This window comes from Campylobacter cuniculorum DSM 23162 = LMG 24588 (assembly GCF_002104335.1).
GTDB classification, from domain to species: Bacteria; Campylobacterota; Campylobacteria; order Campylobacterales; family Campylobacteraceae; genus Campylobacter_D; species Campylobacter_D cuniculorum.
On record NZ_CP020867.1, the window covers coordinates 1,877,968 to 1,903,185 of the forward strand.

19 protein-coding genes are annotated in these 25,218 nt (G+C 32.9%); 6 read left to right on the top strand and 13 right to left on the bottom strand.

Translation table 11 applies throughout. From position 1 onward, the window contains the following. Positions 1–22: 22 nt before the first annotated feature. The 4 genes from CCUN_RS09240 to purB form a co-directional block, all read right to left on the bottom strand. Complete coding sequence (locus CCUN_RS09240; protein ID WP_027305830.1) at positions 23–1,582, bottom strand: glycosyltransferase family 2 protein; 1,560 nt, start codon at positions 1,580–1,582, stop codon at positions 23–25. 112 nt (positions 1,583–1,694) lie between these two features. Continuing rightward, on the bottom strand, positions 1,695–2,498 hold the full coding sequence (locus CCUN_RS09245) for an undecaprenyl-diphosphate phosphatase (RefSeq protein ID WP_027305831.1): 804 nt from the start codon (positions 2,496–2,498) through the stop codon (positions 1,695–1,697). A gap of 6 nt (positions 2,499–2,504) precedes the next feature. Continuing rightward, positions 2,505–4,874 (bottom strand): ribonucleoside-diphosphate reductase subunit alpha, encoded by a 2,370-nt coding sequence (locus CCUN_RS09250; RefSeq protein ID WP_027305832.1) that lies wholly within the window; start codon positions 4,872–4,874, stop codon positions 2,505–2,507. A gap of 16 nt (positions 4,875–4,890) precedes the next feature. Next, positions 4,891–6,219 carry an adenylosuccinate lyase gene (gene purB, locus CCUN_RS09255; protein WP_027305833.1) on the bottom strand — a complete coding sequence of 443 codons (1,329 nt, stop codon included), beginning with the start codon at positions 6,217–6,219 and terminating at the stop codon, positions 4,891–4,893. 80 nt (positions 6,220–6,299) lie between these two features. On the opposite strand from purB, the gene CCUN_RS09260 reads away from it, so the two are divergent. Together CCUN_RS09260 and CCUN_RS09265 are read left to right on the top strand one after the other, a co-directional pair. Further along, positions 6,300–7,226: an RluA family pseudouridine synthase gene (locus tag CCUN_RS09260; RefSeq protein WP_027305834.1), complete on the top strand. Its 927-nt coding sequence runs from the start codon at positions 6,300–6,302 to the stop codon at positions 7,224–7,226. A gap of 107 nt (positions 7,227–7,333) precedes the next feature. Then, a complete protein-coding gene (locus CCUN_RS09265) occupies positions 7,334–8,341 on the top strand; it encodes a glycosyltransferase family 9 protein (RefSeq protein ID WP_027305835.1) in 1,008 nt (335 codons plus the stop codon). Between the two features lie 297 nt (positions 8,342–8,638). Here CCUN_RS09265 and CCUN_RS09270 read toward each other — a convergent pair whose 3' ends face one another. From CCUN_RS09270 to CCUN_RS09285, 4 genes are all read right to left on the bottom strand, one after another. After that, positions 8,639–9,697 carry a radical SAM family protein gene (locus CCUN_RS09270; RefSeq protein ID WP_085296691.1) on the bottom strand — a complete coding sequence of 353 codons (1,059 nt, stop codon included), beginning with the start codon at positions 9,695–9,697 and terminating at the stop codon, positions 8,639–8,641. A gap of 40 nt (positions 9,698–9,737) precedes the next feature. Then, positions 9,738–11,006, bottom strand: a complete 1,269-nt coding sequence (locus CCUN_RS09275; RefSeq protein WP_027305837.1) for an MFS transporter — start codon at positions 11,004–11,006, stop codon at positions 9,738–9,740. A 578-nt stretch (positions 11,007–11,584) separates the two neighbouring features. Next, positions 11,585–12,655 carry a dual-specificity RNA methyltransferase RlmN gene (gene rlmN / locus CCUN_RS09280; protein WP_027305838.1) on the bottom strand — a complete coding sequence of 357 codons (1,071 nt, stop codon included), beginning with the start codon at positions 12,653–12,655 and terminating at the stop codon, positions 11,585–11,587. 81 nt (positions 12,656–12,736) lie between these two features. After that, positions 12,737–13,273 (bottom strand): phosphorylase family protein, encoded by a 537-nt coding sequence (locus tag CCUN_RS09285; protein ID WP_027305839.1) that lies wholly within the window; start codon positions 13,271–13,273, stop codon positions 12,737–12,739. Positions 13,274–13,364: 91 nt separating this feature from the next. On the opposite strand from CCUN_RS09285, the gene rsmA reads away from it, so the two are divergent. From rsmA to CCUN_RS09300, 3 genes are read left to right on the top strand one after another with little or no spacing between them, the layout of a single operon-like run. After that, the gene (rsmA, locus tag CCUN_RS09290) at positions 13,365–14,147 is read left to right on the top strand and encodes a 16S rRNA (adenine(1518)-N(6)/adenine(1519)-N(6))-dimethyltransferase RsmA (RefSeq protein ID WP_027305840.1); all 783 of its coding nucleotides are present in this window, start codon (positions 13,365–13,367) and stop codon (positions 14,145–14,147) included. Then, positions 14,134–16,116: a ribonuclease J gene (locus tag CCUN_RS09295; protein ID WP_027305841.1), complete on the top strand. Its 1,983-nt coding sequence runs from the start codon at positions 14,134–14,136 to the stop codon at positions 16,114–16,116. The genes rsmA and CCUN_RS09295 overlap by 14 nt, the downstream gene beginning before the upstream one ends. A gap of 19 nt (positions 16,117–16,135) precedes the next feature. Then, entirely contained in the window at positions 16,136–16,897 is a 762-nt protein-coding gene (locus tag CCUN_RS09300; protein WP_027305842.1) for a pseudouridine synthase, read from the top strand. 289 nt (positions 16,898–17,186) lie between these two features. Here CCUN_RS09300 and CCUN_RS09305 read toward each other — a convergent pair whose 3' ends face one another. After that, complete coding sequence (locus CCUN_RS09305; RefSeq protein ID WP_085296692.1) at positions 17,187–18,947, bottom strand: methyl-accepting chemotaxis protein; 1,761 nt, start codon at positions 18,945–18,947, stop codon at positions 17,187–17,189. A 208-nt stretch (positions 18,948–19,155) separates the two neighbouring features. On the opposite strand from CCUN_RS09305, the gene zupT reads away from it, so the two are divergent. Beyond that, on the top strand, positions 19,156–20,028 hold the full coding sequence (zupT, locus tag CCUN_RS09310; RefSeq protein WP_027304871.1) for a zinc transporter ZupT: 873 nt from the start codon (positions 19,156–19,158) through the stop codon (positions 20,026–20,028). 488 nt (positions 20,029–20,516) lie between these two features. Here the strand turns inward: zupT and CCUN_RS09315 are convergent, their stop codons facing one another. The 4 genes from CCUN_RS09315 to CCUN_RS09330 form a co-directional block, all read right to left on the bottom strand. Continuing rightward, positions 20,517–20,906: a RepB family plasmid replication initiator protein gene (locus tag CCUN_RS09315; protein WP_084483648.1), complete on the bottom strand. Its 390-nt coding sequence runs from the start codon at positions 20,904–20,906 to the stop codon at positions 20,517–20,519. After that, positions 20,869–21,864 (bottom strand): type II asparaginase, encoded by a 996-nt coding sequence (locus CCUN_RS09320; RefSeq protein WP_027304873.1) that lies wholly within the window; start codon positions 21,862–21,864, stop codon positions 20,869–20,871. The genes CCUN_RS09315 and CCUN_RS09320 overlap by 38 nt, the downstream gene beginning before the upstream one ends. A 90-nt stretch (positions 21,865–21,954) precedes the next feature. Continuing rightward, positions 21,955–23,535 carry a single-stranded-DNA-specific exonuclease RecJ gene (gene recJ / locus CCUN_RS09325; RefSeq protein WP_027304874.1) on the bottom strand — a complete coding sequence of 527 codons (1,581 nt, stop codon included), beginning with the start codon at positions 23,533–23,535 and terminating at the stop codon, positions 21,955–21,957. Continuing rightward, entirely contained in the window at positions 23,519–25,153 is a 1,635-nt protein-coding gene (locus CCUN_RS09330; RefSeq protein ID WP_027304875.1) for a CTP synthase, read from the bottom strand. Before CCUN_RS09330 ends, recJ begins: the two co-directional genes overlap by 17 nt. Positions 25,154–25,218 lie beyond the last annotated feature (65 nt).

Genomic DNA, 25,218 nt, shown 5'->3' on the forward strand with positions numbered 1-25,218 from the left:
GTGTTTGCTGTGAGTAATATTTTCATTCTATTCTCCAATCTTTGATTCTCTTTTGAATTGTATGAAGATAGAGTTTGTGATTGCTTGAGAGTTCTGTTTTGTCATTTTCTTTGTGCCAAAGATGATAGGCTATGCCTTTGAATTTAAGACGTCTTAATTCTCCGCCATTGAATAAAAATCTCGCGACAAACTCACTATCATCGCGTCCCCAGCTCATAAAATTTTCATTAAATCCCCCGATGGATTCAAAGTCTGCTCTATAAAAGCTCATATTGCAACCCCTCACGCCTTTAATCAATTCTTTATGGGCAAAAACCTCGCTTGTAATGCGAGAGTTCTTATAAATAAGGCTTGATAAAAGCGGAATCCTAAGGGCTTTAAAAGCAAAGGGAAGTTTGGGAATATTGTTTTTGTCATATTGCCCCCCATTTAAAATTTCATCTGTTTGAGCTTGATTTAAGATAATGCGCCCCCCTTGTAAATAGACTTTATGCTTGGCAAAATCCAGATGATCCTTGATAAAATGGGAATCCAAAATCATATCCCCATCAACGATAATGATGTATTCGCATTGTGTGGAATTGATTGCGTTATTGCGACTTGCATTGAGCCGATAGCCTCTGTCTTCTTGCCAAATGTGCTTTAAGGGGCAGGGGAAAGTCTTTTGATACTCTTTAATCAAGCTTGCCGTCTCCTCCGTGCTTCCATCATCGGCGATTAAAACTTCTTGTGGTAAAACTTCAAGCCTTTTTACAGAATCAAGCACCAAACCCAGACGTTTTTTTTGGTTATAAGTGGTGATGATTAAGGCACAAGTAGGGGCTTTGTGCGTGAGTTCGTAGAGCTTAGCGTATTTGAAAAAGACTCCCAAAGAATTACAAAAGCTTATAATAAATCCCTTATAACCATACAAAAAACCTTTTTTAAAACAATAATCCCTTATGAATTTGAAACTCCCACGCACGAGAGCCTTAAGCATAGAAGCTTTTTTGTGGAGGTTTTGCTGTGCCCAAAGGTCAGAATAAAACTGCATTTTATCAAGCAGTCCGTAGATGTTGTCATAGGCGTAATGCTTCAGCCCCGCTTTGAGCTTTATAATGTTTGCATTTTGTGGAATGATGAGGCTTTCATGCACGACATTATCATTAAAATGTGTGAAATCCTTATGAAACACTCTTAAAACATAATCAGGATACCAGCCACAAGCCTTAATCCACTCACCCTTATAGAGATTTTGACGCGGGAGAGAAACAATACATTCTTTATCAAAATCAAGCAAAGCAAGTTCTTCACAACAAGAATTTTCTAAAACTTCGTCCGCATCGATGTTAAAAATTACTTCATTTTTTGCATAACTTAAAGCAAGATTTTTCAATGCACCAAAGCCGATAAATTCACTTTTTTCTATGCGTAAATTTGGAAATTCTTGTTTGAATTTATAAGCAATTTCTAAGGTATCATCACTGCTGCCATTATCAAGCAGAACAATCTCACCAAAATTTTTAAGCGAATTAAGACATTCTAACAAAGTTGCTCCGCCGTTTTTGACGATTATAATCACGCTTATTTTTGAAAAATCCATACAAATCCTCTTATAAAACTCAAATGTAATCTCAATTTCATTCTTCTAAAAATTTTTAAAATGAAAATATAAAACTTTTATATCAAAGCATTTTAACATAATTTCATTGAAATTAAAAAAGACTTCCAGCATCTAAAATACCAAAAATATATAAACAAAAAAACAAAACTCCCAAAACAATGCGATAAATTCCAAAGACGATAAAATCAAATTTAGAAATGAATTTTAAAAAAATTTTAATCGCAAAAACTGCCACCACAAAGGCTGTGATAAAGCCTATTAATAAAGGGATTAAGGAATTTGTATTGCTCAATATACTCGGCTCTTTATACACACTATAAGCGGTTGCACTCATCATAGTTGGTAGAGCGAGTAAAAAGCTAAATTCTGTCGCAACCTTGCGATTGAGTCCTAATAAAAGTCCGCCAATGATACTTGCTCCGCTCCTTGAAGTTCCCGGAATCATGGCTAAGGACTGGATTAAACCTATGAAAAAAGCTTGTTTGAAACTGATTGAGTCTAAAGAATTGACCGCATAATTCTTGCCTCTATGCCTCAATTCTAAGACAATGAAAACAGCTCCGCCAAAAATCAGCATAAACACGACCACATAGCCATTAAACAAGTTTTTAATAAAACCATAGATAAACAATCCTATCAATCCGGTGGGAATGAATGCAATTGCGAGTTTAAACCAAAGTTTAAATCCTTGCAAGAGCTTGTGCCAAAATACAAAAAGCACGGCTAAAATGGAACCAAGCTGAATGATGATTAAAAAATGACTCCAAAATTCGCCATTTTTTATATTGATACCTAAAATTGTTGTGGCTAAAATCATATGTCCGGTTGAAGAAACGGGCAGAAATTCGGTTAAACCCTCTACGATTCCAAGAATCAAAGCGTATAAATTTTGCATAAAAAATTATTGACACCCTTCACATTCTATGCTTCTATCAGCAACATTGACTTTTTCGCTATCAGGGCTTTCGCTTCTTAGATAATACGTTGATTTTATACCAAGCTCCCAAGCAAGTTGATAAATTTCATTAAGATAACCTCCACTTGCCTTATCTAAAGATAAAAAGATGTTTAAACTTTGTCCTTGGTCAATCCATTTTCCACGCACCGCAGCAGCTTTGATAAGAATTTTTTGATCAAGTTCATAAGCGGGAGTGTAGTATTGCCAAGTTTCAAGACTTAAATTTGGCACCACCACAGGAATCATTCCGCTTAAATTTTGCTCAAACCATTTGCGTTTATAAACAGGTTCTATGGTTTGAGTCGTGCCTACAAGTATGGATATAGAAGAGGTTGGAGCGATTGCCATTAAATAACCATTTCTCATTCCATCTCTTTTAACCTTTTGTCTGAGTTTCTCCCAATCACACTCGCTTTGATCGAACAATCCTTCTCTTAAAGTAAGAGCCTTTGCTTTCGTACTTGCTACATCAATAGGAAAAATTCCTTTACTCCAATTCGAGCCTTGAAAATCCGGATAAGACCCTTTTTCTATCGCTAAATTTGAGCTTGAATTAATGGCTTCATAGCTTATAACTTCCATTATCTCATCAATCTTGTTTAAATGCTCATCGCTTCCCCAAAAAATCTTTGCTTCAGCAAGCATTTGAGCCTCACCCATAACACCAAGTCCTATAGAGCGGGATTGTAAATTTGTATTTTTAACCTTAATATGAGGATAAAAATTAAGATCAATCACATTATCAAGCATTCTAATGGCTGTTGGCACAACTCTTTGTATATCTTCTTTGGTATGAACCTTGCTAAGATTGATACTTGCAAGATTACACACCGCGGTTTTTCCATCATTTTTTAATTTCTCAACTATATAGACTTTATTGCCTTCAATGCTGTCAAGAGTGCTGATTTTTTTTGCTGGTTTTTCATAGCCTCCATCGATTGTAATTTTTTCATCTTCATCATAATAACTTTCTTTGCCATTTTCAAAAACAACTTTGATTTGATAATAATTTGGCTCTGTGTTTTGAAAAATCTCTGTGCATAAATTTGAACTGCGAATGATTCCTACATGGGAATTTGGATTTGCTTTGTTTGCATTGTCTTTAAAACATAAAAATGGCAAACCCGTTTCAAAATAACTGAGTAAAATTTTCTTCCAAAGCTCCTTAGCTTCGATAATCTCTTTGGTGATTTTTTCATTTTTTTCATATTCTTCATAACGTTTTTCAAAATCCTCTCCATAAAGCTCACACAAATCCGCAGTATCCGCAGGATCAAAAAGGGTCCATTTGTCGTTTGCTTTAACCCTTTTCATAAATAAATCATTCACCCATAAAGCAGGGAAAAGCTCGTGTGCCCTACGTCTTTCTTCGCCTGAATTCTTACGCAAATCAATAAAATCATTAATGTCCATATGCCAAGTTTCTATATAAACAGCAATTGCACCCTTTCTTGTGCCAAGCTGATCCACAGCTACAGCTATGTCATTTGTAATTTTAAGAAAAGGGATAATCCCCCCGGCTGCATTTTTATGCCCATCAATGCTTCCGCCCATTGCACGTACTTTAGACCAATCCCAACCTATGCCCCCGCCAAATTTAGAAAGCAAAGCCATTTCTTTATAAGAATCAAAAATTCCTTCGATATTATCCGGAGTGCTTCCTATATAACAAGAGCTAAGTTGATGGCGCGTGGTTCTTGCATTTGAGAGAGTAGGAGTGGCTAACATCACTTCAAATTTAGAAATTAAATCATAAAATTTTTTAGCCCATTCTTGAGGATTGAATTCATTTTGTGCTAAAAACATCGCAATAGCCATAAACATTTGCTGGGGTAATTCTATAGGCATACCCTTACTATCTTTAATAAGATAGCGATCATAGAGAGTTTTTACTCCTAAATAGGTAAATTGCAAATCTCTTTCAGGTTTTATATAATCATTTAAATCATCTAAATCGTATTTTTCTTTGAGTCCAAGTAAAATACGTCCCTCTTTTTCACCTCGTTCAAAATAATCTCTTAAATGATTGTAGCGATTCATTCCATTAACTTTTTTATACAAATCATACAGAAAAAGTCTTGCGGCTACAAAGGTCCAATTAGGACAATCAACATCGATTTTATCGACTGCAGTTTTGATTAAGGTTTTTTGAATTTCTTCTGTTGAAATTCCATCGCGAAATTGAATCTTTGCATCAAGTTCTAATTCACTTAAATTCACTCCATCTAAATCCCTCACCGCATCTTGAGTGCATTTTTTAATCTTTGAAACATTAAGCTCTTCTGTACGTCCATTTCTTTTGATGACTTTCATATTTTTACCTTAAAAATTATTTAAAAACTCGTGCAAAAATTGCATCAATATTTTTCGTATAATACTCATAATCAAAGCATTTTCTAATGTCTTCTTCACTCAAACTCTGTCTTAATTCTTTATCGTTTAAAAGTTCAAGCAAAAACAAGCTTTCATTCTTAGAATTAAGAGCTGCTTTTCCGTTTTGTAAATCATTCCAAACTTTCATTGCGTTCCTTTGGACAATTTTATACGCATTTTCACGCGTTATGCCTTTAAATGGGAGTTCTAAAAGCAATCTTCCTGAAAAAACAAGTCCGCCTGTAAGATTTAAATTTTTCATCATATTTTTAGGATAAACAAGAAGCTTGTCAATTAAATTTGCAAGACGTACAAGCATAAAATCGGCTGTTATAAAGGAATCGGGCAAAATAAATCTCTCAACACTTGAATGTGAAATATCCCTTTCATGCCACAAAGCAACATTTTCTAAAGCTGGTGTTACAAAGGAGCGAAGTACTCTACAAAGCCCTGTGATATTTTCACTCAAGACCGGATTTCTTTTATGTGGCATTGCAGAGCTTCCTTTTTGCCCCTGTGAAAAATATTCTTCAGCTTCATAAACTTCTGTTCTTTGAAAATGCCTTATCGATACAGCGATTTTTTCACAACTTGCGGCTAAAATGGCTATAGCAGAGATAACTTGTGCGTAACGATCTCTTTGTATGATTTGATTTGATATTGGAGCAGCTTTTAAGCCTAATTCCTTACAAATTTCTTCTTCAAATTCCAAAGGTGCGTGGGCAAAATTTCCCATTGCTCCGCTGATTTTTCCATAACTTATAAGTTCTTTAGTATGCAAAAGTAAATCTTTAGAATGAGTGAGCTCATCATACCAAAGAGCCAAAACCAAACCAAAACTAATAGGTTCGCCATGAATTCCATGACTCCTACCGACCATTAAAGTTTTTTTATGTTCCACCGCTCGTTTTTTAATAATATTTAAGAGTGTTTCTAAATCTTCTAAAATCAATTCTAAGCTTTCTTTGATTTGCAAAGCCACAGCTGTATCAATGCAATCAGAGCTTGTCATAGCATAATGCACAAAGCGACTCTCTTCTCCTAAACTCTCGCTGACACTCGTTAAAAAAGCTATGACATCGTGTTTTGTTGTCTTTTCTATCTCGTCGATTCTTTTGATATCAAATTGAGCATTTTTTATGATTTTTTCGCAGTCTGTATCGCTTATAAGCCCTAATTTATTCCAAGCTTTAACAGCCGCGAGTTCTACTTTGAGCCAAGCATCATATTTAGCTTGTAAATTCCACTTTTTAGCCATAATTTCTCTACTATATCTTTCAACCATAACTTAAAAACCTTTTTTGGCTATAATTTTAGTTTAAAAATCATAATTTTATCTAAGAAAAATTTAGAAAAGGATTAAGTTTGCCTTATATAAAAATTAAATTATCAAATAATGGAAAAAAGGCATTTCAAACGCTTAAGGATGCATTAAAAATTTCTATGAATGAGGCACAAAAACTTATTGATAAAAAAAGACTTTTTTGCGATGGAAAATTGGTTGAAAAAAAGAATGAAATTTTAAAAGGTTGTGTTGAACTCATTGTTTATAAAAATGAACCAAAAGGGGTTGAAATTGTCTTTGAAAACCAAGATTTTGCCATACTTGAAAAAGAAAGTGGGGTCTTAAGCCATCCTAATGGCAGACATTGTCAATATAGTCTTTGTGATGAAATTTGGCATCTGTGGGGCAAAAATGCTTGTGTGGCTCATAGGTTAGATAAAGAGACAAGCGGACTTATTCTTATCGCTAAAAATAAAAATTCTCAAAGCTCTTTAAAGAAAATGTTTGAAAACAAGGAAATTCAAAAAGAATATCTTGCCTTAGTTTTCGGGCAAACTCAAGATGAATTTAGGGTCAATGAGGCTATAAATTTAAATAATGATTATGAAAATTTTAAGATGAGAATGCAAATTTGTAAAGAGGGTAAAGAAGCGATCACTGAATTTAAAAAGCTTGATTTTTGGAAAGAATTTAACGCTTCTTTATTACTCTGCAAACCTTTAACAGGAAGACAACACCAAATTCGTTTGCATTTGTTTCATATGAAACATAAAATTTTAGGCGAGTATTTATATGGTTTAGAAAAACAAGAAATTGAAAGTATTTTAGACCATATGCTAAGTAAAGAAGAAAGAGTAAAACTTACAGGTGCTTCGAGATTGCTTTTGCATTCTCAAAGACTTAAATTTAGATTTAAAAATGAAAATTTTGATATTAGTTCTAAAAAAGACATCAAACAAGAATTTTTGCAAAGCTTAAAAATTGCACATAAAAACTTTAAAAATTAAAAAATTTTAGCTATAAACCCGAGTTTTTGTATTATAATACGAAAAATCTGATTAAAGCTTTTGATTTAATTTTACTATAAGGAAGAAACAAATGAATACATTCTCAAATGGGGGGGCATTTAAGTGTAGGGATTTTTGCCTCTCATGGAATAGGCGATGCCCTCATTCTTCTTAAAACCTGTCTTGCCATCAAAGCGATTTATAAAGCCAATGTTATATTTTTTGGCTCTAAAGTTCAAAAACAATTGATTGAAAATTTTGATTTCATTGATAAGTTTGAATCCAATGAAAATTACAGAGATGATCCTCAAGTTTTAGAGACGATTAACTCTTATCGCTTGGATTTTATCATCACTCTTATTGCAGAAAATTCCACAATCAGATTCTTAAAGGACACAAATGTAAAATGCATTATCGTAAGAAATAAACTTCCATCTGTATTTTCCTCTAAATGCAAGGTTGTTTGGCATAGTTTTATAAGGAAATTTTCCCCGTGCAATCTTGAAACAGAAATGCTCTATCATTTCGCAAGGAAAATCAATCCAAAGCTTTTTGACGCTCGCATTAAAAATCTCTCTTTAGATGTTATGATAGAGCCTAAAGAGTGGCATAAAAAGAGAGTTGAGGATTTTTTAAACAAACATGCTCTTAGCGATTTCATAGTGATTAATCCCTTTTGCGTCTCCACAAAATATAAGCTTGAGATTAAAGACTTTCTTGTTTTAATCCAAAAGATTCATCAAAAACATCCAAAACTCTCCGTTGTTATCCCAACTTTTAGTGCTGTGCATACGGATTTTATCAAGGAGTTTGAAGCCTTTGATAAGAAACTCTTAAGCGAAATTGTTATTTTTGAAAACAACGCAGAGCTGTTGAATCTGTGCGCATTGCTGAAAAGGACAAAACTTCTGATAAGCCTTAGCACAGGGGCGATACATCTGGCTTCAAATTTAAAAATTCCTAGCATAGGATTGTTTTCTGTGTTTGATACGATATTTTGGGAAACTTTCAATAAAGACTATGTTTTATTAACCAAACAAAGAGAGCAAATGAGCGATGAAGAAACTCACAAAATCATAGATGAAGTCTTAGAAAAGCTTGAAAAATACATCTAAGAGCATGTTCGCTACTTTTTGCTTTTTTTTATATGATTAAGAGATGAAAAGGGGTGATTAATTTCTTTGCAATTTAAACCATCGAGCATTAAAATCTTATTTCTTTATATTTCAAAGAGTCTTGCAAAGCTTTTTATAAGAATTAAAATCATTTTATAGGTAAAGATAAATTTTATAAATTCTATATGAATATTGATATTTTATTCAGTATTTTTCAAATTTTGCCTTTGAGGTGGTTTTAATCTTGCTTTTAAGCAAGATTAAATTCTATGCTTTTTTGTAAAATTTTTGCCATTTTTAAGGTTCTAGCTTGAAAATTGTATCGCTTTGAATGGCGATAGGAATCTGTTTTCTTGGTTTGCTCCAGTCATGACAATAATCACAAGCCTTAAAAAAATCTTGTGCATAAAAATCAAAAAATCTTTGCTTTTCATCTTCTAAATTGATAAAATCTCCCTCAAATTCCTCCAGCCCTTTAAGTCGTGAAAGTGAGCTTGCCACAGGGCAAACGAAGATGGCTCCTTTTGGGGCTAGGGCGTGAGCATTTTCTTTTAATTTTCCCTCTTCATTGCGAATTCCCTCCGCACTCATTAAACTCACACAAGGCATTTTGCAAAAATGGAAATTTTCGATGATTTTTTCTTTAGAACGATTCCTTTTATAAATTTTTCCAGGATCGGTCCATTTTGCATTTTCTCCGCTACTATCTAAAGAAAATGGGATTTTATAAAGTTTTAAATTTCTTAAAATACTTTCTTGTTCGCGTTTAATCTTTAAATTAGGCGATAAAGAATAATCACTAATGGTCACCTTTCTAAATTTTGAAGAATGCTTTAGTGCTTTTAGTAAATCGTCGCTAAAATCAACTGTTCCATTGCTAACCAAAGAAAAAGTATAAATTTTATCTTGTTGTTCTAAATACTCTACAAGTTCGGGCAATTCTTTGAAAAGCAAAGGCTCACCACCTATGATTCTAAGCCTTTGTATGCTATCGACCCTTTTAAACAAAGCTTCTAAGGATTCTTTTAGTCCTTGCAAAGTGGAGGCGTATTGTTTTTGTGGCTCAAAATATTGCATAAGATTGTTGCAAGATTCGCAACGCATTGTGCATTTTGTCGTTAAGACAAGTTCCAAATAGGGCAAATCCACCTTACCCTGCAAAACCCTTTTTTCAAAATAAGATTTTAAGAAAAATTTTTTCATAAGACTCGCAAAAGGAATTCTAAATACACGCGAAATTCCTCTTTTTCCGTTTAAATATGAAGCACGCCAAGAAATGTTTGGTTTAATGTATCGCTCTTTAAATACAGCATTTTGTAAATATTTATGGGGGGGGGTATAAGCAGTTTTTATCATTAAAATCCTCCAAGAATAAATTTGCAAATTATATAAAAAATTAATTAAAATTATTCTTTGATTTGAGAAAGAAAAAAGGCACAATCACAGCATAAATCACCACAGCCCAAACTAAAAACATAGGAATGAGTCCGATTTGTCGCACGATGGGTTGAGAGATAATGGGCGAGAGAAATTGCCCTAAAAAGATACAACTTGCAAGGATTCCATAGGCTCTTGCCCTTGCATTTTCTGGGCAGATTGAAAACAAATAGGCAGAATTATTCACAAGCATAATTCCCCCGCCCATTCCAAGCAAGGCTAAAGAGATAAGGACATTGACATAGCTGTGAATGAAATATAAAAGCAAGAAAGAAGTCCCTACAATAAAGAGCGTGAGAATGTAGATTTGCTTGATATTAAGAACCTTAACAATGACCTTATAACTCAAAGAGAAAAAGCCATAACAAAAAGCTGAAACAGACATTGAAACGCCTATGTATTTAGGGTCAAGCCCCAAATGCTCCTCGATATAATAGGGAAGTTGCGTTGGAGAAATATAATAAATCACCATAATAAAAAATCCTATAAAATAAATAGGAAAAAACTGCCAATAATTCGCCTTTGCTTCCACTTCAGTGTGATTGTAAAATTTAAATTTTCTAGGCTCAAAAAGATACATAAATGCTAAAAGTGTGATTAAAATTCCAAGTCCATAGACCAAAAAAGGATAGCACCAAGAATAGCTTGAAAGATAACCTGCAATAGAAATGAAAATTGCCCCACCTATTGCACAAAAAAATCCCTGCCAACTCAACGCATTTTCTCTGCGGTTAAATCCCCCATAACTATAATAATCTCCAAGCAAGGCTGAAGCTCCCGTCATAATGAAGGCTGTTGCCATTCCAAAAATCGCCCTTGAAGTGAGAATCGCATAAATATCATTTAAGAAAAATCCGCTCACGCCCGATAGCGTCCATATAATCATCGCAGGGAAAACAAAACAAAGTTTGCCAAATTTATCCATAAGCATTCCTGCAATGGGAGAGAGTATCACAACAAAAATTGCAGGAATGGTCAGCACAAGACGCGTTAAAATATCCAAATGCTCAAAAGCAAAAATTTCTAAAAATGAAGTTTGATTTTGCAAAATTTCTTCAAAATGCCTCGTGATTGTCGGTAAAGCTGAAGTTATCACAACGCTACCTAGAACGGTCATCGCCGCCATAGAAAAGAGGGCGATTTTAAAAGCGGGATTTTCTGTAATTTCAACGAGTTTTTTGTCAAGCTTTGTGTCATTAGGGTGAAATTTGTGTTGTTTTTTGGGCATAATATGTTCCTTTTTGTTATATAAATGAATTGATTTTATAATAAATCCTTTTAGCTTAAAACTTCTTTATAACTGAAAAATAATCAATGAAGGACATTTGAGAAAAGAGGGATCATTGAGCATTTTCAAAGTCTTTTAAATCGATTTTGCAAAATTTAAATTTTGTCTCATAGAAAAAAATTAAATAAAAAAATAATTGATAATAAATTTTATCTCAATATTGATATAAACTGATATAAAATTTAAAATACAAAATGTTTTAATGATTGATTTCAATGCATATAATTTTATACTACTTTTTTATACTACTTTGCAAAATTATAAAGATTCTAGGATTTTTATATTGATTAAAAATTTTTAACGCAAGAATTTTTAATCAAAGGGAAAAATTATAATGCTTTTATAGCTTTAAATCTTAATGGTCTAAAGTGCTATTTTTTACATAATCTAAATTTCAACCCCTATTTTTAGAAAATCAAGTTATTTTTTTTTCTTGTCTAAAATCACATAAACCATACCGCCAAAGCCTATAAAAACCACCAAAGCAATAAAAATCAATTCTATAATATCTAAGGTATTCATAACTCTTCACTCCTTTGCTTAAGTTGCCCACAAGCCGCTAATATATCAAGCCCTTTGCTTTCTCTAATCGTGCATGTGATACCTTTTTCTCTCATAAATTTTTGAAATTCAAGGGCTTTTTGCATACAAGGACGTTTATAAATGCTTCCTTCATAGGGGTTAAAAAGAATCAAATTGACTTTAGCTTTGATACCATTTAAAAGCTTTACAAGTTCTTTAGCGTGTTCGCGTTTATCATTGATATTGTCAATTAAAAGGTATTCAAACATAATTCTTTTTCTTTGATTGATAGGAAATTCACGAATAGCACTCATAATTGAAGCGATATTATAAGCTTTGTTTATAGGCATGAGCTCTGTTCTTAATGCATCATTGACTGCGTGCAGGGATATTGCAAGTAAAACTCCTAAATTCATTTGTCCTAATTCCTTAATCTGCTTTGCTAAACCACTTGTGCTAATGGTTTGACGACGCGGACTGATTGCAAAAGTATCATTATGAGCTAAAATTCGCACGGCTTTGCTAACATTTTTAAGATTATCTAAGGGTTCTCCCATACCCATATAAACTATATTGACTCGGTGTTCGTAGGGAATTTTATTGTGTTTTTTTATCCATAAAACCTGCCCGACTATCTCTCCAGCACTTAAATTTCTTTTCAAACCACCTTTTGCTGTAAGACAAAAACTGCAACCACTTCTACATCCCACTTGCGAAGAGATGCATAAAGTGTATTTAGTATGAGAAATTCTCTTTCCTTTTTCATCAAATTTTTCCTTTTTCATCGGTAAAAGCACAGCTTCTATGCGTAAGCCATCATTAAGCTCAAAAAGATATTTAATGCTTCCATCTTGACTTTGTAAAAAATTCACACATTGAAGAGGGGAAAAATGATATTTCTGTCCTAATTTTAGTCTTAAATCCTTTGATAATGAGCTCATAGAATCAAAATCATCGACATATTTTTGATAAATCCATTGACAAAGTTGTTTCACGTGAAACATTGGTTTGATTTCATTTTCAAGCTCTTCAGGTAAAAAATCTAAAATATTTATAAGTTTTTTCAAAAATATTCCTTATTGTTTTTTCAAAATCATTCTTTAAAATTTTATTTTATCACAAAATATATTTTGTATAATGGTTTAAGATTATAAAAAATTTTCATCCATAAAATCAACCAGAAAATTCTCAAGTTTTTCTTTAGCTTTTTGATGGTTTTTAATAAAATCTTTATGGGCATTTTCATCACAAAAATTTGTTGCACATAAAATGCATTCGGCTTTTATATGCATTTTTTTTGCAACACTTAAAACTGAAAAAGCCTCCATATTTTCAAAATCTAAACCCAAATTTGAAAATTCCTCTGCGGCTTTTTTATTTTGACAAATATAATTTGAAGAATTAATCTTATAAGTTTCACGTGAAACATTAAGATTGATTTCATTTAAAGCAGGGGTATAAAAATTTGCACTAAGTTTAGAAAATTCTATATTAAAAGCGTGAGAACTTCTATAAATTTTTAAAATTTCTCCTTGATTATAAATTCCGCAAGTGCCTATAAATATAAGTGTTTTCGGTTTTGATTCCAAACAAAGCCTTGTTAAATTGATAGCAGATTCTATCAATCCTATTCCTATATTTTTTGCAAATTTAAAACTTTCATTTCCACCTGCACAAACAATCATTAAATCCGCCTCAATTGAAAAATTCAAATAAATTCTACCAAAAAAAGACTTAATTAAGAATTTTTAGATAGAATAAAAAGTTTAAAAATATATGATTAAAGCTAAAAAGTATTATGGACAAAATTTTTTAACCGATAAAAATGTTTTAAAACAAATCATCCAAGCCATACCCAAAGGGACTCAAAATATCGTTGAAATTGGGTCTGGCTTAGGTGATTTAACGCAAGAACTTTTGAAAATTTCAAGGGTAAAAGCTTATGAAATTGATGATAAGTTGATACCCTATTTAAAAAAGAAATTTCAAAAAGAATTAGAGTGTGAGAAATTAAAATTGTTTCATCAAGATGCCAATAAAATTGACTCTTTTGATGAAAATAAATATCTTTTGGTTGCAAATTTGCCCTATTATATAGCAAGTCGTTTGATTCTAAAGGCTTTAGAAGATGAGCATTGTTTAGGGTTGATTGTGATGATTCAAAAAGAAATGGCACTTAAATTTTGTGCAAATGAAGGCGAAAGTGAATTTTCATCTTTAGCTGTTTTAAGTGCAATGATTTGCGAGAGAAAGATGCTCTTTGAAGTTGAACCTTCTTGTTTTAATCCTCCGCCAAAGGTTACTTCAGCGGTGATAAGTTTGATTAAAAAAGGAGAATTTAAAGATTTTTGTGAGCTTTGGTCTTTTAAAGCTTTCTTAAAAGATTGTTTTAAATCTCCAAGAAAGCAGCTTTTAAAGAATTTAAAGCTTCACAGAGAAAAAATTACAGAGCTTTTAAATCAATTTGAGCTTAAAGAAAATATAAGACCACACGAAATTTGCGTTGATTTATACCTTGAAATTTATAAAAAATTAAAGGATAAATATGAACGAAAATAATGAAAATAACACCACTATAAACAATGCTCAAAATCCTAATTCAAGCTCTAAAAACAATAAACGATACAAATACAAAAATCGCAGAAAAAAGCTCGCCGATTCCCTTAATGTCGAAGGTGCTGCTAAACAAGAAACACATTCTCAAACCAACGCGAATCAGTCCCCAACAAATAAAAAGAAAAAAAACCGCAATCTTCCAACAAAGCTCATAGGAGATGAGGATTGGCAAATTGAGATTGCTAAGAGCATAGAAGCAAATAGAATTTCACATGAAAATCGTTTGTATCCACTTAAATATAATAACTCAAGCGAACATAAAATTCGCATCACTCCTTTGGGCGGTTTGGGTGAGATAGGTGGAAATATCACAATTTTTGAAACAAATAATGATGCAATTATCGTCGATATTGGAATGAGTTTTCCCGATGGAACAATGCATGGAGTGGATATTATAATCCCTGATTTTGACTATGTGCGAAAAATTAAGGATAAGATAAGAGCCATTATCATCACTCATGCTCACGAGGATCATATAGGTGCTGTGCCATATTTTTTTAAAGAATTTCAATTTCCTATTTATGCCACACCTTTAGCTTTAGGTATGATTTCAAATAAATTTGAAGAACATGGATTGAAAAATGAACGCAAGTGGTTTAGACCTGTGGAAAAACGCAAGGTTTATGAAATAGGTGATTTTGATATAGAATGGATTCATATCACGCATTCTATCATCGATGCTTCAGCCTTAGCAATAAAAACAAAGGCTGGAACGATAATTCACACGGGAGATTTTAAAATCGACCAAACTCCCATTGATAATTATCCCAGTGATTTAGGGCGCTTAGCACATTATGGAGAAGAGGGTGTGCTTTGTCTTTTAAGTGATAGCACAAATTCTTACAAAGAGGGCTATACAAAGAGCGAAAGTTCTGTTGGACCTACTTTTGATCAAATTTTTGCTAAAACAAAAGGTCGGGTGATTATGAGTACTTTTAGCTCAAATATACATCGCGTCTATCAAGCCATAACTTATGGGTTAAAATATGGCAGAAAAGTCTGTGTTATAGGGCGTTCAATGGAAAGAAATTTATACACAACTATGGAGCTTGGTTATATAAAATTGGACAGAAAAATTTTCATCGATGCCGATGAGGTGAGCAAATACAAAGACAATGAAGTTTTAATCGTAACCACAGGTTCTCAAGGTGAAACAATGAGTGCTCTTTATAGAATGGCAACCGATGAGCATAAATTCATCAAAATCAAACCAAGCGATCAAATCATCATTTCAGCTAAGGCTATACCGGGAAATGAAACGAGTGTTTCTGCTGTGCTTGATTATTTGCTTAAGGCTGGAGCTAAGGTAGCGTATCAAGAATTTAGCGAAATTCATGTCAGCGGACATGCAAGCATAGAAGAGCAAAAACTTATGCTTACATTGACAAAGCCTAAATTTTTTCTTCCAATTCACGGCGAATACAATCACATCAACAAACACAAAGAAACAGCCATAAAATGCGGGATTGCTGAAAGAAATATTTATCTTATGAGCGATGGGGATCAAATTGAGCTTTGTCAAAAATATATCAAGCGTCTTAAAACCGTCAAAACCGGAAAAGTCTTTGTGGATAATCAAATCAATAAGCAAATCGCTCACGATGTTGTCATCGACAGACAAAAACTTGCCGATAATGGGATTGTAGTGATTATCGCTCAACTTGATAAGGCTTCAAAAACTCTTATCAATAAACCAAGAGTTTTTAGCTATGGTTTGGTTGCGGACAAACAGGATGGGGTTTTTTCAAAAGAAATGGTTGAGATTTTAGGACAATTTTTCATCAATATCAAAGACGAAGTGCTTAATGACCCAAAATTCCTAGAAAATCAAATACGTCAAGTATTAAGAAAACATATTTTTAGAAAAATTAAAAAATACCCCACCATAGTGCCTACAATTTTCATCATGTAGAATTTATTTGAGTGTTTCAATGAGAATCAATCAATTCATATCGCATAATACAAGCCATTCAAGACGCGAAGCAGACGAACTCATCAAACAAGGTTTGGTAAAAATCAATGCCAAAATTGCTCAATTTAGCGATAGGGTTAAGCAGGAGGATAGGGTTTTTATTAAAGATAAAAGAATTCACAAAAAAACGCAATTTAGTGTTATCGTTTATCATAAGCAAAAAGGGGAGCTTGTTTCACATAAAGACGATAGAGGAAGGAAAACAATTTATGAAAATTTACCTAAAAAATTCAGCTCTTGGTTGAGTATAGGTCGTCTTGATTTTGCAAGTGAAGGTTTGATTTTGCTTACAGATTCTGCTTTGATTGCCTCTGCTTTGATGAAAAGTGATTTGGAGAGGGAGTATTATCTTAAAATCAAAGGACATATTAACAAAGAAGTTGTTGAAGCTATGGAAAATGGCTTGGAAATTAAAAATGAAAAAAAAGGAGCTCATAGCAAAAGTAAAATCAGCTCTATGATGATTGCACCCTTTTTGGAGTATGAAATTTTCGGTAGTAGCGGAGGATATACCAAACTACGTGTTGTGATAAATGAGGGGCAAAATAGAGAGCTTAGACGCTTTTTTGGACATTTTGACTTAAAAATTATGGATCTTAAAAGAGTTGCTTTTGGTATAGTTGAACTTGATATGTTAAGAGCTGGAAAATATCGGTATTTAGAAAAAACAGAATATGAAAAACTTAGGGATTTTCTAAGAATCAATGCGATTAAATTTTAAATAAACTCAATTTACATCAAGATTATATTGCAGATAAATCAAGGGATAAAAATTGAAACAAAACAATTTAAATCATACTAAATAAACAATATATCTTCAAAATCTATATTAAATTCTAATCCATTACACATAAACATTAAATTCTTTAAAATGTTTCACAGATATAAAAAACAATCGATTTAATTTATATGAGATGAATTTAAAATCATTTAAATGAATGAAATTATTTATCTCAATACTCTTTATATAACTCAATAGCATAAACCCTAGAAAGCTTCTAGGGTTTGTATTAGAATTTCTTTTTATTCACATCTTCAAGGATGTTGTTTGCTATAGTGCTAACAGAATTAGCAATGATAGAAGATTCATTAGCGATTTCAACATTGTCTTTTGTGCTTTGGTCAATCTGTGAAACACTCTCATTGATTTGAGTGATGCCTTGAGTTTGTTCTTTAATGCTTTCAGCCATATCATTGATGGATTGCACAAGTAAATTTGTATTGGCTTCTATCTCACTCAAAGACTTTTGAGTCCTTTCAGCAAGTTTTCTTACTTCATCAGCCACAACAGCAAAGCCGCGTCCATGTTCTCCTGCACGAGCTGCTTCAATGGCAGCATTAAGAGCGAGGAGATTGATTTGGTCAGCTATATCTCCTATAATGCCTGTAACATTTTTAATGTCTTCACTTTGAGTGATAACATCACTAGTCTTTTGAGAGACATTTTGCATAGAAGAAGTGATTTGCTCTAAGGCTGCAGCGGTTTCTTCTAAAGAAGCTGCTTGGGAATTAGAGCTGGAGGTGAGAGATTGGACTGCGGTTTGGAGTTTAGTGCTTTCTCCTGCTAAGGCATTAGCAAATTCTGAACTTTGTCTGAGCATTTTAATGATTTCTTCTCCTAAGGCATTGGTTGTCACCTCAACATTTCCTGTGGCATTTTCTATTTTATTTCTAAAGTCTAAGTGTTTGTATTCTTCAAAAATATCGTGGATGATATTCATATCACTTCCCACTCGACTTTGTAGAGCATCTAAGAGACGATTGAGCACATTTTTAAGTTCTACGAGTTGAGGATTTCTTGGATTGGCTGTGATTCTTGCTGTGAGATTTCCTGATTCGACAATGCTCACTGTCTCTACAGATTCTTTTACAGCAGAATTGTCTTGTTCGAGTCCTTGTTTAGTCTTTTTAACACTTTGAGCAATCAAAGTAGTGATTTGCCCAAAATCATCTTTGGACTCATAAGGCAATAAATTAACATCATCACTCTCATGGTCAATATATTTAAAGAAAGAAATAATATTATGGTCTAAAATTTTTATTCCACGTATTAAAGAACCATAGAATAGCCATAAAGAAGGGAAGAATAAAATAGCAAAAACCGCTATAGAAGCTATAATGGTGAAATAAATCACCTCTTTGACTTCATCTGTAATGCTTAATACATCATCTTTTATATATTCTTCAAGGGTATCGATATACACGCCTGTAGAAATCCAAATATTTTGTGTATTAGGAATTTTTTGTGCATAAGCTGCTTTAGGAGCATCAACTAAAGTGCCATTTGGAAGTGGTTTAGAAAAAACAAAATATACAAATTCTCCTTTATCGCTTTGATTTTTAGAAGTTTTGTATAAATCACGCACATAATAAACTCCGGCTTTATCTGTAGCATCGTATAAAGATTTTCCTATCAAATCTTTTCTTGTCGGGTGAGCTACAGGAGTGTATTCTTTATAAGCAAAATAATAACCCGATTTATCGTCCTCAAAACGAAATTCCTCAATAGCTTTTGCTATAATTTCAATTTGAGCTTTTTCATCTAAACCTTTGACGATAGCACCTAAAGAATCTGCTAAAGAATCGGTTGCAAGTTTTATTTTTTGTTCGATTTCTGATTGAAAAACCCGTTTTAATTGAGCACGAGTATTCATTTCGATTTCTGATTCTCCTCTTACAAACAAAACTACAAAACAAGCAGCACAAATAAATGTTGTTAAAACGATACAAGCTAATTTGGCTTTAAAAGAAAGATGTTGATAAAAATTCATAACCCCCCCCCCTCTCTCTCAAATTCCTAAAAATATTTAAGAAATATTAACTTTTCCCGCAATGATAAATCTAAATAGCTTAAAAAACAATAAATATTCATACAAAAAATTAATAAAATATTAATGAGAATTTTACTCAAAATCAACCCAGAATTAAGCTAAAATATTTTATGATTACGATTTAAGAATTTGAAAAGGGATGAGCTGAATGCCGATAGATTTTGAGCAATTTTCTGTCGCTATGATTTTAACTTTATTTGCAGGATTTTCAACTTCTATTGGAGCTGTGATTGCATTTTTTTCAAAAAAAGACAATTTAAGAATGCTTTCAATCGGACTTGGGTTTTCAGCAGGAGTTATGATTTATATTTCTTTTATGGAGATACTACCGACTGCATTTAAAGACTTTAGAAAATACCATGAATTTGGAGAATTTTTAGCTTTGATTTGTTTTTTTGGTGGAATTTTGCTCTCTCTTATGATTGATAGATTCATTCCAGAAGATGTCAATCCTCACGAACCTAAACAAGATTACACTGAACTTAAAATTTGTCCCTTGCCAAAAAATCCCAAAAAAACGCCAAAATTTCACCCCGGAGAGCCCCTTAAAAAAATCAATATCCATTCCCTTAAACGCACAGGGCTTTTTACAGCTCTAGCCATAGCGATCCATAATTTTCCCGAAGGTTTTGCAACGTTTATGGCAAGCATTGATAATATAAGCTTAGGAATTGTCATAGCCATTGCTGTTGCCATTCATAATATCCCCGAAGGTTTAGCTGTTTCTTTACCTATTTATCACGCTACGGGAGATAAGAAAAAAGCCTTTATATATTCTGCTCTTTCAGGCTTTGCTGAACCTTTAGGAGCCTTGGTTGGAGTACTTGTAATTTTACCTTTTATGAGTGAATTAACATTGGCTATAAGTTTTGCTGTGGTTGCGGGAATTATGGTTTTTATTTCACTTGATGAGCTTTTACCTGCAGCCAAAGCCTACGGAAACGCTCACGATAGCTTGTATGGGCTGATAGGAGGAATGTTTGTCATGGCTTTGAGCTTGATTCTTCTTAATGAATTTTGAAATTTAAAAAACTTAATTTTATGAATTTGATTTAAAAAGCAAAACATTTCATTAGAGAAAAATTATGTTTTAAAAATATCTTTATCGGCTTTAAGATGATTTTTAGAACAAGCCTTTTATAATGATTTCATTGTTAAGCATTCCATATAAAGATTTAGTGTGACAGATATTTTGGTAAATTAAGATAAAATTTTGTTATTTTTTATCGTTTTGTGCTAATTTTATAAAATTTATCTTTAAAGGCAGTCAAATGATAAATTTTTATTCAAATTATAATTATATAAACAATACAGATATTTTAAATTCAAACAAGAATACTCAAATAAATAATAATATTTCTTCAAGCAACGCTTTAAACAAAACAAAGAAATAAATTCAAATTTAGTTAATGATAAATCACAAGCGGTAGATAAAGTCTTAGGTTATAGTGTAGATGAGGATGGCTTTTTTACAAGTGATTTTAACGAAGCTGCGGGGTTACCAAAGGATTATAATACTTTTTCTTCTCTTATGCATCTGTCATTGTTTTTATAATCAAAGATGAATTCTAATTCTGTAACCTTTCTGCCTGTCTTATGGGTTTTAATTTCAAGTAAGATGATATGAGATTTGCCATTAATATCTTTTGCGGTTTGTTTTAAAACCTTTTGATTAAAATGCTTATATTCTCTTGGCACTTCTAGTATATTTTGTAAGACTGAAAGATTGATTCTTAGACTTTGTCTGTTTTGTTTAAGCTCACATACAAGCATATTATAAATTCTTATGCTGTATGCGGATTTCATTCTTTGAATGTCATCGAATTTAAGCTGGGTAAAGTCTTTTTTTAGGTCAGTATAATTAATATTTTTGAAAAAATTCCCTGATTGTGTGTATATCTTTGGTTTGAGTTAGGGCTAAGATTAAGAGAATTCTAGCCTTTTGGGGATTTAAATCCAAAGCACTGATAAAACCTAATTTAATATCCTCCTCGCTTAGCATAACCTGCCCTTGTGCCACTCGTGTGCTTAGCACAATTTTAAGACCTTGTTTTAATAATTCTTTAAGCACTTTTTTTTGATTTTCGTGTATATTACCGGCCCCGCTTCCTGCGATAACCAAACCTTGAGCACCATTATCAAATAAAGCCTTAGCAGCGATTCCGCTTCCGTCATTTGAATAAGTATAAAGTATATCCACTTTTGGCAAGGTTTTGATTTTTTCTCCATCAAAAGGCGTTTGTTTGGTGTGAAGTTTTAAAATTTCATTATAAAAAAAACATTTTCCATCGACAATATAGCCCAAATCTCCAAAATTAAGCGAAGAAAAAGCATCCACATTTAAAGTATGCGTTTTTACAATTGCTCTTGCACTTAAAATTTTATCATTCATCACAACCATCACCCCTTTGCCTTGAGCGTTTTTATCTGTTGCTAAGGATATAGCATTGTAAAGATTTTTAGGACCATCAGCACTCCTAGCACTTGAGGGACGCATCGCACCGACTAAAACCACAGGTTTATGATGTTTAAGTGTTAAATTTAAAAAATACGCCGTTTCTTCCATAGTATCCGTTCCATGAGTGATAACGACACCATCGATGCCTTGTTTAAAACAGCTGTTGATTTCTTGTATAAGTTTGAGCCAGATTTCATCATTCATATTTGAGCTATCGATATTTGCAACTTGCTTTGTTTGAATTTGTGCTAAATTTTCAATTTCTGGCACAGCTTCGATAAGTTCTTTAACCCCAACGACTCCTGCTGTATATCCCACACTAGAAATTTGACTCCCAGCAACCCCTGCAATAGTCCCTCCTGTGGCTAAAATCGCAATTTTTGCTTTAGACTTTATCATAATTTTTCCTCAAAAACAAAACTTTTTATGCCTCATATAAGTTTTATATCATATTTTTATCAATATAAATTTTTTAAAAATGCGTCTCATTTAATATGATTTATAAATATCTTTAATGATAAATTGAGGCGTGATGAGCCCACGAAATTTATTTTTGGATACACTTCCAAGCAAAGTGATATTCTCATTTAAATTTGGTTCTTTGTCAAAATTAAAAAATAAAGCTTCAATAGCCTTATTTTCCTTAGTTAAAATCAGTTTTAAATGCTTTGAATTTTTATCTAAAAATTTTTTATTCTTAACATTTAAATCCTTAATCACAAAAAGAGGACGCGGATTTTTATAACCAAAAGGTTCAAAATATTCTAAAAGTTCAAGCATTTCAAAATCAATATCTTTAGGCTCTAAAATTCCTAAAATTTCATCTGTATCCAAAAAATTTGCATCAGGAATTTGCGAACACTGCATTTGCATTTGAGTTTTAAATGCTTCAAAATTATCTAAATTTAAACTAAGTCCTGCCGCATTTTTATGTCCGCCATAATTATTCAATAAAGATTGAGTTTGAGTGATAAGATTTAAAATATCAATGCTGCCAACGCTTCTTGCACTGCCCTTAAGTTTGGTCCCATTTAAGGAAAAAACGAAAGAAGGCTTATTAAAATGTTTTGCTAAGCGACTTGCAACGATGCCAAGCACTCCCTCGTGCCAATTTTCTCCACTTGCAATCACACAAGAATCGCTTTCTCTGACTTGATTTAAAGATTCTTCAAAAAGCTGTTTTTCTTCATCCTTGCGACTTTCATTGAAATTCACAATTTGCTCTAAATAACTCAAAGCCTCGTCAAAATTTTTCGTGTGCAAAAAACGATAAGATAGACTTGCATCGTCCATTCTTCCAGCACTATTAATCAGCGGTGCAATGAGAAAACTTATATTATCCAAAGTGAATTGATCCTTTTGATAATAATGCTTCATTGCTTTAAAGGCAGCTCTTTTGGATTTGTTAATGCATTCTATACCCTTTTTTGTCAAAACACGGTTAATATCTCTAAGTTCCATCATATCCGCTATAATTGCTATGGCTAAAAGTTCTATAAATTTACACAAATCATATTTAAGTTTGCAAACTTCTTTTAAAGCCGCTATTAAATACCAAGCCACTTGAGCACCGCAAATTTCAATATCGGGAAAGGTGCAATCTTTTTGCTTAGGATTAATAATTGCAAAAGCTTCAGGTAAGGTTTGCAAAGGCATATGGTGGTCTGTTATGATGAGGTCTATCTTTTTTTCTTTGCAAAGCTTTGCCGCTTCAAATGCCGATATACCATTATCTACCGTTATAATCAAATCCACATCAAGCTCACTTACAATTTCTTCATTAATCCCATATCCGTCTTTAAAGCGATTAGGAATTTTAACCACATAATCAAAGCCTATATCATCAAAAAAATCTGCCATTATAGTGCAAGAGATAATGCCATCAACATCATAATCGCCAACAATAGCTATTTTTTGGTTTTTTTCTATGGCTGTTTTAATGCGATTTGCAGCCTTATAAGCATCTTTTAAGCAACAGGGCAAGGGTAAATCACAGAGCTTAGTATGCACATCTTTCTCGAAACGAAGGCTTAAAATTCTTTTAATATCGTCTTTACTCACTGCTTTCATAATCACAAGCCGCTTTGATAAATCCGCAAATGACAGAATTTGCTCTCTCAAGTCTTGAAGTGAATTCAGGATGAAATTGCACTGCAAGAAAAAATGGGTGGTCTTTAAGCTCCACTGCCTCGATAAGTCCTTGACTCTCTCCACTCACAATCAGTCCTTTGCTCTCCATTGCTTTGCGGTATTTTGGATTGGCTTCATAACGATGACGATGCCTTTCTTTGACGCTTTTTTTGCCTTGATAAATTTGACTTAAAAGAGTGTTTTCTTTAATCCTGCATTCATAAGCACCAAGTCTCATTGTCCCCCCTAAAGGAGTTTTACTCGTTCTAATTTGCTTTTTGCCATTTGAGTCTATAAATTCATCGATTAAATACACGATAGGATTTTCACATTTTTCATCAAATTCTGTTGAATTAGCATCTTTGAGTTTTAAAACATTTCTTGCAAATTCGATTAAAGCAAGCTGCATTCCTAAACAAATTCCTAAAAAGGGAATTTTATGTTCTCTTGCATAAGAAATTGCCCTAATCTTACCTTCGACTCCCCTGCGTCCAAATCCTCCAGCAACTAAAATTCCGCTGATATCTTTAAAACTTTCTTTTAAATCCAAATTTTCTAGTTTCTCGCTATCTATCCATTTAATATCCACCCTTGTATCTAAGGTTGCACCCGCGTGAATGATAGCTTCAGTAAGGCTTTTATAGCTTTCTGTTAAATCGACATATTTACCCACAAAAGCGATTTTCACTTCATTGCTCGGAGCAATCACGCGTTTAACAAGAAAATTCCAATTGTCCATATTTGGTTTTAAATTTTTAAGTTCTAAAACACTAGCAATTGCACCGAGTATATCTTGTTTTAAAAAATTCAAAGGAATTTGATAAATGCTTGCCGCATCCACACTTTCTATGACGCAATTTTTCTCCACACCGCAAGAAATGGCGATTTTATCTTTCAAATCACGATTTAAAGGCTTTTCACTACGACAAATAATCATATTTGGACTGATTCCTATGCGTCTTAATTCTCCTACGCTGTGTTGAGTTGGTTTGGTTTTTAACTCCCCCGCAGCTTTGATGAAAGGCACTAAGGTGAGATGAATATTCATTGCATTGTTTTTGCCCACTTCTAATTTTAAAGCCCTAATGGCTTCTAAAAAAGGCAAACCTTCAATGTCTCCAACCGTTCCGCCGATTTCTACGATTAAAATATCCTTATGTTCTCCCGCTTTTTTAATACGCATTTTAATTTCATCGACAATATGTGGGATGACTTGTATGGTTTTTCCCAGATATTCTCCCTGTCTTTCTTTTTCAATCACGCTTTGATAAACGCGTCCTGTGGTGAAATTGTTAAGTTGTGATAAATTTTCATCTAAAAAACGCTCATAATGTCCTAAATCAAGGTCTGTTTCAGCACCATCGTCTGTTACAAAAACCTCTCCATGTTCAAAAGGACTCATAGTTCCCGGATCCACATTAATATAGGGATCAGCTTTCAAAATACTCACCTTAAAACCTGAATTTTTAAGCAAAGTTGCAATCGAAGCTGCGGCTATGCCTTTACCTAAAGAGCTCAACACGCCCCCGGTTATAAAAATGTATTTTGTTTTTTTCATAATTTACATTAAGCCTTGAAAATTTTTAGCATAATTATACTTTGATTTGGTAAAATTTCTTAAAT

Excerpts from the sequence above, each read along its gene's own strand:
- CCUN_RS09240 (WP_027305830.1), bottom strand. The coding sequence starts at position 1,582 with ATGGATTTTTCAAAAATAAGCGTGATTATAATCGTCAAAAACGGCGGA.
- CCUN_RS09245 (WP_027305831.1), bottom strand. The coding sequence starts at position 2,498 with ATGCAAAATTTATACGCTTTGATTCTTGGAATCGTAGAGGGTTTAACC.
- CCUN_RS09250 (WP_027305832.1), bottom strand. The coding sequence starts at position 4,874 with ATGAAAGTCATCAAAAGAAATGGACGTACAGAAGAGCTTAATGTTTCA.
- purB (WP_027305833.1), bottom strand. The coding sequence starts at position 6,219 with ATGGTTGAAAGATATAGTAGAGAAATTATGGCTAAAAAGTGGAATTTA.
- CCUN_RS09265 (WP_027305835.1), top strand. The coding sequence starts at position 7,334 with ATGGGGGGGCATTTAAGTGTAGGGATTTTTGCCTCTCATGGAATAGGC.
- CCUN_RS09270 (WP_085296691.1), bottom strand. The coding sequence starts at position 9,697 with ATGATAAAAACTGCTTATACCCCCCCCCATAAATATTTACAAAATGCT.
- CCUN_RS09275 (WP_027305837.1), bottom strand. The coding sequence starts at position 11,006 with ATGCCCAAAAAACAACACAAATTTCACCCTAATGACACAAAGCTTGAC.
- CCUN_RS09285 (WP_027305839.1), bottom strand. The coding sequence starts at position 13,273 with ATGATTGTTTGTGCAGGTGGAAATGAAAGTTTTAAATTTGCAAAAAAT.
- rsmA (WP_027305840.1), top strand. The coding sequence starts at position 13,365 with ATGATTAAAGCTAAAAAGTATTATGGACAAAATTTTTTAACCGATAAA.
- CCUN_RS09295 (WP_027305841.1), top strand. The coding sequence starts at position 14,134 with ATGAACGAAAATAATGAAAATAACACCACTATAAACAATGCTCAAAAT.
- CCUN_RS09300 (WP_027305842.1), top strand. The coding sequence starts at position 16,136 with ATGAGAATCAATCAATTCATATCGCATAATACAAGCCATTCAAGACGC.
- CCUN_RS09305 (WP_085296692.1), bottom strand. The coding sequence starts at position 18,947 with ATGAATTTTTATCAACATCTTTCTTTTAAAGCCAAATTAGCTTGTATC.
- zupT (WP_027304871.1), top strand. The coding sequence starts at position 19,156 with ATGCCGATAGATTTTGAGCAATTTTCTGTCGCTATGATTTTAACTTTA.
- CCUN_RS09320 (WP_027304873.1), bottom strand. The coding sequence starts at position 21,864 with ATGATAAAGTCTAAAGCAAAAATTGCGATTTTAGCCACAGGAGGGACT.
- recJ (WP_027304874.1), bottom strand. The coding sequence starts at position 23,535 with ATGAAAGCAGTGAGTAAAGACGATATTAAAAGAATTTTAAGCCTTCGT.
- CCUN_RS09330 (WP_027304875.1), bottom strand. The coding sequence starts at position 25,153 with ATGAAAAAAACAAAATACATTTTTATAACCGGGGGCGTGTTGAGCTCT.